Below are 10669 nucleotides of genomic sequence, written 5' to 3'. Positions count from 1 at the left end.
TATCCCCTTCCTCAGGTCAGGTTATCCACGTGTTACTGAGCAGTACGCCGAGGGCCGAACCCTCTCGACTCGCATGGCTTAATCGAACCCCGATAGCAGTGACCTCTGGCAGGATCAACCAGAATTTGAAGTATGCACACTACTGTAAACTTGGGAGGAATTAGCGGTTACTGAACAAATTTCCGCATTGCCAATGCCAACGTCAGAACCAACCCGCGTCACGGCGCGGTCGCGTCGGTTCTCCATCAATAGGGAAACAATGTTGGTTGTATGAGTATTTAACATCTGTTTCCCGCATCGGATCCGAGAGCGAATCTCGGATCTTCATATCGAATTTTGGTTACAGGGAATTTGACCCGAATCGGGTCGCGCGATTTACTCGTGCAGGGATCAATGTTCGTGCTGCAAGCATATAAACATTTGCACCCTGCATCCAGATCCGCCCGGAGATTCCGAGGGAATCTCCGGCCCGATCGAGGAACTGGGCGGAATTTCACGTTCCGGGCACCCAGACGCTTCACCTGTGCAGGAACATATATTTGCGAGTTATCGCATATAAACATTTGCTCCAACCAGGAGTTTCGGGCCGGAGTTCAGACGCATCCCCGACCGCTGCACCCGCATGGATGCAGCCTCGCGAGGACACACCGGATCTCCGGAGATCCAACCATTGTCACCCCGCATCAGACCCGAATCGATTGTCGGGCCCTCACAGCGGTTGAGGGGCACGGGATCAGACCACCCCGAGGGGCTGCACGATCCGACGCCCTGACAACACAGCCTCACTCTGTTGTCACCAATGGCACATAAACATTTCCCTGCATCGTCGGATCCAAGCACACGGCTTTGACCCCCATAAACGTTGAGATCTCCGGACGTTCTGCACAATTTGTGCAGATTTCACACGGATTCTGCTCCCAACTTGACTATTACATGTTGATGGCAGGGATATTTAAACATTTACCCGAAACCCATCCAAAAAAGTGGAATCCCACCGCAAAATTGCCTGGATTCGCCCTCAGAAGACTGCACCGGGGATCCGGAGCGCGGATATGATCCCATGCGCGCAGTACGGTCAATCGCGGATCAGACAGGAACTACGCGGGAACAGGGCGATAGCCCTTATCTGGCCCGGATGTTACATGCCCTCGCCGCGTTCTCCAGCATCGTTCTCAGGGATCTGCTCGCCAACATAGATCTCGCCGAAGAACTCGTCCTGCCAGAGCACGAGTTCTCCCTCGAGCATCAGGAACAGGAGCGGGATGTAGACCTCGCGGCGGGTCCGCCCCATGGCACCGGAGAGCTCGCCGAGCGTCAGGATATCGCCTTTTTGGGCGGCGCGCCGGAACTCCTTCATGACGACCTCGACCGCGCCCTGGTAACCCTCATCGTGCGCCACCGCCACCACGTCCCCGGCACTGAGGTCAAGATCCGGCTCTCTCGGCACGGAGACCCGTTTGCGTTGCTTGCGGCGCTGCTCCTTCTCTGCCGTCTTTAACTGCTTGATGAGTTCATAGAGCGTTACCGGCGGGCGTTTCCGCAGATTCTTTCGCCCCAGACGACGCTGGATCTCCCGCTCCAGGCGCCCCATCGGCTCGGTCTCCCCGGCCGACTCGTAGTCGAACCCGAGATCCTCAAACGACTCATCCTCGTCCTCGTCAAACGAGTCCTCGTCCTCTTCTTCGCCCCAGCCGTCGAGATAGTCCGACTTCAGGCGCAACAGGCACGCGGCATAAAAGAGCGTCCTCCCCGAGATCCGCAGGTCGAGTTCCTTACGCCGATCGAGTTCGGCGAGGAACCGGTCGGTCACGTCCACGATATCGATGTTCCACGGATCGACCTCTCCCCGCTCGGCCATGCCGGCCAGGATCTCGACAGGCTCCTCATCCATTGTTCTGCACACCGGTCACGTAAGTGCTCTTGTCGGCGCGGATTGTCACGCCCACGATGCGGTCGGCGCGCTCGATCATCGGCTTTCGAAGCGAGACGATGATCGACTGCGCGTTCCCCGAGAGCTCGCTCATCATGGTGGCGATGCGGCCGACGTTGTTCCCATCGAGGAACATATCCACTTCATCGAGCGCGTAGAACGGCGCGGGCATGAACTGCTGGATGGAGAAGATGAACGCGAGCGTGGTGAGCGACTTCTCACCCCCCGAGAGCGAGGAGAGGAGGTGCACCTTCTTGTCGCGCGGCTGTACCGCAAACGTCATCCCGCCGGCGAAGGGATCCTCCTCGTTGTCGAGGATGAGCCTCCCGGTCCCGTCGGTCAGGCGCGCGAAGATCTCGCGGAAATTCGTATCGATCGCGGTAAAAGCAACCATGAAGGCGTCGTACTTCATCTTCTCGTACTTCTCGATCCGCTCGAGAAGCATCATCCGCTCCCGCGAGAGCACCTCTTTCTTCTCCGTTCGCTCCTCGACGCGGGCGGCAACCCGGTCGCATTCCTCGATCGCGAGCATGTTCACCGCGCCGATCTTCTTTAACGCCCGCTCGGCTTCTGCAATCCCGGCATCGATAGCAGCGAGATCGAGATCCGTCTCCACGTCGCCGGCCTGCTCCCGGAGCACCGCAAGTTCCGCCAGGAGCGACTGTTCCCGCTCCTCGAGAGCGTCGATCTGCATCCGGATCCGTTCCATCGCGCCCGAGAGTTCCAGAGAGCGCTGGTCGAGCACCCGGATCTCCGCAAGAACCTGGTCGCGCTTCTCGTGCAGGCCCGTAAGTTCGTCGGAGAACTCCTTCTGGCGCGCCTCGAGCTCGCCGATCAGGCGCCGCTGATCCTCGATCTGCTCCTGTGTTGCCGTGATCTCGGCGTCGATCTCCTGGTTCTTCGTCTCCAGGCGGCTCCGTTCCGCCGCAAGTTCCTCGATGCGGTTCGCGAAGTGCTGGCGCTCGCGCTTCGCGTCGGTGATGTCGGCGTCCTTGTTCCGGAGCCGCCGCTCGATATCCTCGACAGTCTTGCGGATGCTCTCGTACCGCTCGGTGAGCACCGGAACCTCGGTGTCGTTGAGTTTCTTCTTCAGGTCGTCGATCTCCGCCGACACCTGCGCGATCTCGCCGGTTATCCGCTCGAGATCCCCCTCAAGCCGCGCAAGCTCCTCGCCGCCGGTCTTCGCGGAATCGAGCATCTCGCGCAGACTCTCTTCGAGCGTCCGCTTCTCGCCGGAGAGCACCTCGATACGCTTCTGGTACTCGTCCACCAGCATGCGGTAGCGTGCAACCTGCTCTTCGATCGAACTCCGCTCCGCCCGTTTCGACTCCGCGGCCACGGCAAATCGACCGATGGACGCCTCAATCTCGCCCGCTTCCGCCTCGAGTTCGGCAAGCTTCGCACGCACCCGCGCGATCTCGTCGTCGACCGCCACCCCGAACCCGCGGACCTTCTTTCCCTGGGAACCGCCGGTCATGGCGCCGCTCCTCTCGACGACATCACCCTCGATGGTGACCATCTTGTACCGGCCCATCATCCGCCGCGCACGGTCGAGGGTATCCACCACCACCGTCGCGCCGAAGACGACACGGAACGCGCGGTCGAACGCCGGATCGAACTCCAGGAGATCGACCGCGTAGCCGACGATCCCGGGATCGGCCTCGAGCGGCGAGAGGATCGGGGGCCTGAGTTTGTTGAGCGGCAGGAACGTGACCCGCCCGAGCCGGTTCTCTTTTAAGTAGCGGATCGCATCGGACGCCACCGAGTCGGTATCGACGATGACCCACCTGAGCCGGCCCATCGCCGCCACGTCGAGCGCGGTCGCGTACTCCGGAGGAGCACGCCCGAGCTGCGCGACGGTGCCGTGGACGCCGTCCATGCCGAGCACGACATCCATCGCCTTCCCGCCGGCATCACCGTGTGCCTGCTGCTGCGCTTCAAAGCGCATCAGGTTCTGCTCGTTCTCCCGGATCTCCTTCTTCAGCCGGTCGAGCGCCGAGCGCCGCCCAAAAAGCGTGCTCTCCGCCTCGGAGAGATCCCGCTCGATCTGGCGTTTCTGTGCCTCGCAGTCGGCCATGCAGGATGAGTACTCAGCGACCTGCTCCTGCTTGTTCGTGAGCTCCTCCTCGATCTGGGCGATACGCGCGTCCAGGCGTTCCCGCTCCGACGTGCGCATCCGGCTCTTCTCGATGAAGATGTCCTGCTCGCGGAGGATCTTCGACCGGAGCTCCTTCTTGCTCTCGAGATCCTGCATCGTTGCGAAGAGCTGGTCTTTTACCCCTTCGACCTCCTTGCTCCCGCTCGCGATGCGATCCTCGACCTCCTTCATCTCGTCGCGCTGCGTCGCGAGTTCCATGGCGAGGTTCGCCCGGTCGATCGAGAGGTTGCGGATCTGCGCAACACATTCCTCGACTTTCGCCTCGGCGCGTTTGCCATCAAGGTAGACCCGCTGGACGGCCTCGGCATTCTCGTCGCGGTTGACCTTCAGCCGTTCGATGGTCTTCTCGCCGAGTTTGATCGCGCTTCGCGCCTCTTCGAGCCGTCCGACGAGTTCGAGATACTCGGGACCGCTCTTGTGGTTTATCTCCTCCTCGACGGCCTGCTGGCGTCCGTGCGCCTCCTCGATCTCTCCCCGGACGGCTTCGACCTCGCCTTCGGTGCGTGCGATCGCCGCCTGCTGGTCGTGCATGAGACCGTGAAGGGTACCGATCTCCTGCTCTTTCTGCCGGACGAGTGCCGCCCCCCGACACTGTCCGAGGTGCTCGAGCCCCTCCTGCCACCGCCGGTATTCCATCGCCTGCTCGCGCTCATGCTGGAGCGCGTCCAGCCGTGCCACGAGCTCGTTCAAGAGAAGTTCCTCGCGCTCGAGCCGCTCCCGCACCACCTCGAGCTCCGAGAACGCCTGTCCGCGCTTGTGATCGAACTCGGCGACACCCGCTATCTCGTCGATGATCTTCCGCCGCTCGCCGTCGGTCATCTCCATGATGCGGGTGATATCACCCTGCATCACGACGTTGTAGCCTTCCGGCTTGATCCCGATCTTCGCGAGAAACTCGATGACGTCGGCCTGCTTGCAGAGACGGTTGTTGAGATAGTTGTAACTGTAGTATCCCGTCGGCGTCCGCTTGATCCGGCGGCGAACCGTCGTGCCGTCCGAGAACGTGGCCGTCACCTCGGCGGTGTTCTTCCCGGAGTTGACGTTGATGAGATCGGTCAGTTTCTCGGCCCGCAGCCCCCGCGCACCCGAGAGGGCCAGGACGAAGAGGACACTGTCGATGATGTTGCTCTTTCCGGAGCCGTTCGGGCCTGAGACGACGGTAAATCCTTCGAAAAAAGGAATTTTCGTCTTTCTGGCGAAAGACTTGAAGTTGTCGATCTCAAGCTGCGTGATGTACAAGGACGGGGCTCCCTTTACCTAGCGATCGAGGTCGACGGTGTCGTCCTCTTCGGCCTGGATGACATCATCGACCGGGCGTTTCTTCTGCTCGACGAAGAGCTTGCGTTCGGCGGGCTTGCTGCCCTTCCCCCGTCCCTTCGCCGCGGCGATCCCGGATCCGGTGCTGGCAACGATGTACTCCGAGGATCTCCTTGGCTCCGGTCTCAGGGTCCCGTCGTTCTGCATGATGAGCTCGAGATCCCGGTCATCCTCCGGAACGGGCGCGGGTGGTCGTTTCTCCACGGGGCGCGCGGGAGTCTTCCGCTCCACGGCACGCACGGATCTGGGTTCTGCCGCGGAACGAGGTTCCGCCGCGGCGCGCGGTTCCGCCTGGAGCGTAACTTCGGGCCGCTTCGTCTCCGCCGGCACCACCGCCGCCTTCCTGCGCTCAGCCACGTCGCGGGATAGTTGCATCGCCACGGACTTGACGTCCAGGATCTCTTCCGTCAGGCCTTTCATCACGGCCTCGAGTTCCCGCACCTTCCGCTCAAGGTCGCGCAGGCGCTCGTCACCCGCCTCCGGCGCCCGGGACTGCCCGCGATCTTCCGCCAGGCCTTTCATCACGTCCTCGAACTCCCGCACCTTCCGCTCAAGGTCGCGCAGGCGCTCGTCTCCCGCCTCCGATACCGGCGGCTGCTCTCGCTCTCTCATTGTCTCCATCTCCTTCTCGCGCTCCGCGAGTTCACGCTCAAGAAATCGTATCTTCGCATCCTTCTGCGCCATTATCTCCCTCAAACTAATCCTTGATAATAATTACGTAATAATATTACTATAGATTCCCCGAATGAAGAAGTATTACATTAAATCCGGGACGCAGTCGGGAAAATCCCGCCAGCCGTTGTGGCTGGCTCCCGGGTACCCTCCCGCCCGGGTTCATGCCCGTGCCTCGATAGGCCGGTACAGAGAACGCCTCCCGGGCAGCCTTAATCAGCCCCATATAAAACAAAGCATATTACCTCAACAGAGCAACCCTTTTTCTGCATGTCTAGTCTGGCAAACTTCGATCCAGAAGTCGCGGGCGTCATCGAGGAAGAACGCCTGCGTCAGATCAATGGGCTGGAATTGATCGCCTCCGAGAACGTCGTCAGTAAGGCGGTTCTCGAGGCGATGGGTTCCATCATGACCAATAAATATGCCGAGGGATACCCCGGCAAGCGCTATTACGGCGGCTGCGAGTTCCATGACGTCGTGGAGAACCTGGCGCGCGACCGGCTCTGCGAACTCTTCGGCGCCGAGCACGCGAACGTCCAGCCCCATTCGGGGAGCCAGGCAAACCAGGCGGTCTACTTCGCCTACCTCGGCTACAAGGACAGGATCATGAGCCAGAGCCTCACCCAGGGCGGCCACCTCTCCCACGGATCGCCGGTCAACATCACCGGGCGCTGGTACTCCATCTTCCACTACGGTGTCGATCACGAGTCCGAAACGCTCGACTACGCGGCGATCGAGGACCTGGCACGGACGGTGAAGCCCCAGATGATCGTCTGCGGCGCGAGCGCCTACCCGCGCGAGATCGATTTCAAGGCCTTCCAGGAGGTCGCCGATACCGTCGGCGCGAGGTGCATGGCCGATATCGCCCACATCGCCGGGCTCTGCGCGACCGGATACCACAACTCCCCCGTCGGGGTCGTCGACATCGTGACGACGACGACGCACAAGACCCTGCGCGGTCCTCGCGGCGGCGCCATCATGTGCAGCAACGAGGACGCAGCCGCGATCGACAAATCCATCTTCCCGGGAATGCAGGGCGGCCCGCTGATGCACACCATCGCGGCAAAGGCGGTCTGCTTCAAGGAAGCCCTGACCCCCGCGTATAAGGACTACTGCGGACAGGTCGTCAAGAACGCAAAGACGATGGCCGATGTCCTCGCGAGCGAAGGGCTCGATCTCGTCTCCGGCGGCACCGACAATCACCTCATCCTGCTCGACCTGACCGGGGTCTCCACGAACGGCGAGCACCTCACGGGTCTTGCGGCCGAGGTCGCACTCGGCGAAGCCGGGATCACCGTGAACAAGAACACCATCCCCCGCGAACAGCTCAGTCCCTTCGTGACGAGCGGTCTACGCATCGGCACGCCCGCCGTCACCTCGCGCGGCATGAAAGAGGAGGAGATGAAGCAGATCGCCCACTGGATCGCCCGGGTCGTGAAGGATATCGCGAAGGACAAGACCTCGAAGAAAGCGATCACCGAAGTGAGGGAAGAGGTTATAGCCCTCGCGAGCAAGTATCCCCTCTACCCTGAAGTAGCATGATACTCGACGGCAAAGCGGTCTCGGAGAAGAGGCTCGAGATCCTCAAAGAGAGCATAGACGAGTCCGGGCTCTACCCGCGCCTCGCGACCGTCATCGTGGGCGAAGACCCCGCGTCGCAGATGTATGTCCGCATGAAGCACCGGGCGTGCGAGCGCGTCGGGATCGGGTCGGTCGGGATCGAACTCCCGGCTGACGCCACGACCGGGCAGGTGCTCGAGGCGGTCACGCGCCTCAACAACGACCCCGACATCAACGGCGTCCTGATTCAGCTCCCGCTCCCGGCCGGGGTCGATACCGCCCGCGTCATCGAGGCGGTCGCGCCCGATAAGGATGTGGACGGGTTCCACCCCTGCAACCTCGGCAGGCTGTTTTCCGGAAGCCCGGTCTTTGCCCCCTGCACCCCGCAGGGGATCATGACGATCTTGAACGACTACGATATCCCGATTCGCGGGAAGCGGGCGGTCGTCGTCGGCCGGAGTATCGACGTCGGCCGGCCCATGGCCGCCCTGCTCCTGAACGCCGACGCGACCGTCACCATATGCCACTCGAAGACCGAGAATCTCGCAGAAGAGATGCGAAACGCCGATATCCTGGTCAGCGCGATTGGGAAGGCGAAGTTTGTCGGGCCGGAGATGGTGAAGGAAGGCGCGACGGTCATCGATGTCGGGATCAACCAGGACGAGCAGGGCAAACTCTGCGGTGATGTCGACTTCGAGGCGGTGAAAGATCGGGTGGGAGCGATAACCCCGGTCCCCGGAGGCGTCGGCCCCATGACCATCGCGACGCTGATGGAGAACACGTTCAGGGCGGCCAAGTTGAGGACATGCGACAACACCACTGTATGGTAAACCGTCTCCGGATCGGTGCCGACGCCCCCGTTCGCCTGATGGGCGTCATCAACTGCAGCCCCGAGTCGTTCTACCGGGGCTCCTATATCCCGGCCGGAGAGGTATACGACCGCGCCCTCGCCATGACGGCGGCGGGCGCCGATATGATCGATCTCGGGGCGCGGAGCACGGCCCCGGGCTCTTCTCCCATCACCGTCGCCGAGGAGGCGGCGCGGGTGGACGCCGCCCTCTCGGAGCTCGACGGAACCGGAATCACCCTCTCGGTGGATACCCGGCACCCGGAGGTGCTCGATGTCTGCCTCCGCCACGACGTCCACGCGGTGAACGACATCTCCGGGCTTACCGAAGAGCGCTACGCCCGGGCGGTCGCCGACTCCGGGCTCCCGGTCTTCGCGATGGCGAGTTGCCGGGAGCCCGGCGACGCCGCCGGAGTTGCCGCCACGCGGGAAGCCCTCGAAGCGGTCGTCGGCCGGTGCGCGTGCCTCGGGATCGAGGAGTACGTCCTCGATCCCGCCGTCGGGCGGTGGGTTCCCGGCCGGACGAGCGAGGACGACTGGGAACTCTGCCGGAACTTTCACTCGTTCCTGGAGTTCGGCCGCCCGGTGCTTGCGGCGGTCTCGAGGAAGACGTTCATCGGCGACCTGCTCGGCCGCCAGCCCGAAGACCGGCTCGCGGGCACCCTCGCGCTCACGACGATGCTCGTCGACGCGGGAGCGGCCGTCGTGCGAAGTCACGACGTCGCCGAGACCGCGGACCTCCTGCGGGTCCATGCAATGATGAGGCAGACATGACGACACCTTCATTCTCGGTATACGGTCTTGCGACCCCCCTGCTCCGCCCCGGCGACGACGTCGCGGCGCACCTTCTCTCGTCCGTCGAACAGTCGGCCGCCCGGAAGTTCGAGACGGGCGACGTCGTGGTCGTGGCGGAGTCCGCGCTCGCCACCGCCGAAGGGCGGGTCGTGAGGCTCGCCGATGTCGAGCCGTCGGCAAAAGCCCTCCGGCTCGCCGAAGATTACCATATGGATCCCCGGCACGCCGAGGTGGTGCTCCGGGAGAGCGACCGGATCGTCGGCGGCATCCCCGGGTTCCTGCTCTGCATGAAGAACGGGACGCTTCTGCCGAACGCCGGGATCGATGCATCGAACGCCCCGGAGGGATCGCTCGTCCTCCTCCCCCTCGACCCGGACGCATCCTCAGCGCGTATCCGTGCCGCGATCGCCGGGCGGTCGGGTGCGGACGTCGGGGTGATCGTCGTCGATTCCCGGACGCACGCGATGCGCCTCGGGTGCTCCGGGGTCGCGATCGGGTGTTCGGGTATCCCCTCGGTGGTCGATGAGCGCGGGAAAAAAGATCTCTTCGGCCGCGAACTCGAGGTCACGAAGAGAGCGGTCGCGGACTGCATCGCGTCCGCCGCCGAACTCGTTATGGGAGAGGCGGGCGAGTGCGTCCCCGCGGCGGTGGTGCGGGGGATCGGGCTTCCCGTCGGCGATTACGCCGGGGTCGCCACGATCGATGCTTCAGAGTGCCTCTTTATGGGGGTCGCGCTGCACGCCGACCCGTCCCTTCTCGTCAAGGACGATAGAGAATCCTGAGTTCTCCAGGTACTCTCTGCTCTTTCTCCCTTTTCCGTGGATGAGGATCTCGACCAGGTCCTCCTTCTCGTCGATATCGGTCGACATCCTGAATGAGTCGATCACCTCGACGGAGAAGCCGCACTCCTCTGCAATCCGCATATGGTCGAGGAAACTCGCACCGTAGTAGTCGGCGCGGAAACACCGCGGCTTTTTCAAGAATATGATATTCGTCCCGCCGCCCCGCCCCGGCACGATGGACATGTCCTTCTCGGTCCGGATCAGCCGCTGGATGTCTCCGGCCGTCACCAGGGGGATATCGCCCATGATGATGAGCGCCGGGCAGTGGAACTGCTTGAGCGCCCAGTTGATGGCGTCGTTCAACGACTCCGCCCGGACGGCGACGAGGGCGTTTTCGTGTTTGAAGGAGTGGGTGCAGAGGAGGGTGGCACTGCACCCGGACTTCTGCACGGCGGCGATCACGTCTTCAAGCATCTCCCGCGCAAACGCTTCCCGCTCTTCCTGGTTGAGGATGCAGGAGAGGCGCGTCTTGGGGTTCACCGGCTTAAAGGGGATGAGCGCGTGGAAGTACATTGAGAAACGGTTGTCGGGGCAGTATCAAAAAGGCA

At 62.6% G+C, this 10669-nt stretch carries 8 protein-coding genes and 1 rRNA gene; 4 read left to right on the top strand and 5 right to left on the bottom strand.

The genetic code is table 11. The annotated features are described in order from the left end of the window. The 4 genes from MCUHO_RS01160 to MCUHO_RS01145 form a co-directional block, all read right to left on the bottom strand. A 16S ribosomal RNA gene (locus MCUHO_RS01160) occupies positions 1-125 on the bottom strand; the annotation flags it as partial. Between the two features lie 1013 nt (positions 126-1138). Next, positions 1139-1891: a segregation/condensation protein A gene (locus MCUHO_RS01155; RefSeq protein ID WP_067072478.1), complete on the bottom strand. Its 753-nt coding sequence runs from the start codon at positions 1889-1891 to the stop codon at positions 1139-1141. Beyond that, entirely contained in the window at positions 1884-5327 is a 3444-nt protein-coding gene (gene smc, locus MCUHO_RS01150; RefSeq protein WP_067072477.1) for a chromosome segregation protein SMC, read from the bottom strand. Before smc ends, MCUHO_RS01155 begins: the two co-directional genes overlap by 8 nt. Positions 5328-5345: 18 nt before the next feature. Continuing rightward, entirely contained in the window at positions 5346-6089 is a 744-nt protein-coding gene (locus tag MCUHO_RS01145; protein WP_067072475.1) for a DUF7518 family protein, read from the bottom strand. Between the two features lie 258 nt (positions 6090-6347). Here MCUHO_RS01145 and glyA point away from each other — a divergent pair, with 258 nt between their 5' ends. The 4 genes from glyA to cofE are packed head-to-tail and all read left to right on the top strand — an operon-like array spanning position 6348 to position 10061. Next, a complete protein-coding gene (gene glyA, locus MCUHO_RS01140) occupies positions 6348-7619 on the top strand; it encodes a serine hydroxymethyltransferase (RefSeq protein ID WP_067072473.1) in 1272 nt (423 codons plus the stop codon). Next, positions 7616-8467: a bifunctional methylenetetrahydrofolate dehydrogenase/methenyltetrahydrofolate cyclohydrolase FolD gene (gene folD / locus MCUHO_RS01135; RefSeq protein WP_067072471.1), complete on the top strand. Its 852-nt coding sequence runs from the start codon at positions 7616-7618 to the stop codon at positions 8465-8467. Before glyA ends, folD begins: the two co-directional genes overlap by 4 nt. Then, positions 8461-9258 carry a dihydropteroate synthase gene (gene folP / locus MCUHO_RS01130; RefSeq protein WP_235808111.1) on the top strand — a complete coding sequence of 266 codons (798 nt, stop codon included), beginning with the start codon at positions 8461-8463 and terminating at the stop codon, positions 9256-9258. Before folD ends, folP begins: the two co-directional genes overlap by 7 nt. Then, on the top strand, positions 9255-10061 hold the full coding sequence (cofE, locus tag MCUHO_RS01125) for a coenzyme F420-0:L-glutamate ligase (RefSeq protein WP_067072466.1): 807 nt from the start codon (positions 9255-9257) through the stop codon (positions 10059-10061). The genes folP and cofE overlap by 4 nt, the downstream gene beginning before the upstream one ends. Here the strand turns inward: cofE and cofC are convergent. Beyond that, positions 9987-10634, bottom strand: coding sequence for a 2-phospho-L-lactate guanylyltransferase (cofC, locus tag MCUHO_RS01120; RefSeq protein WP_067072464.1), 648 nt, complete (start codon positions 10632-10634; stop codon positions 9987-9989). The genes cofE and cofC overlap by 75 nt on opposite strands. Positions 10635-10669 lie beyond the last annotated feature (35 nt).

The sequence above is a fragment of the Methanoculleus horonobensis genome (assembly GCF_001602375.1).
GTDB classification, from domain to species: domain Archaea; phylum Halobacteriota; class Methanomicrobia; order Methanomicrobiales; family Methanoculleaceae; genus Methanoculleus; species Methanoculleus horonobensis.
Note: the sequence above shows the minus strand (reverse complement) of the source record. Positions and strands in the feature narration are given on the sequence as shown.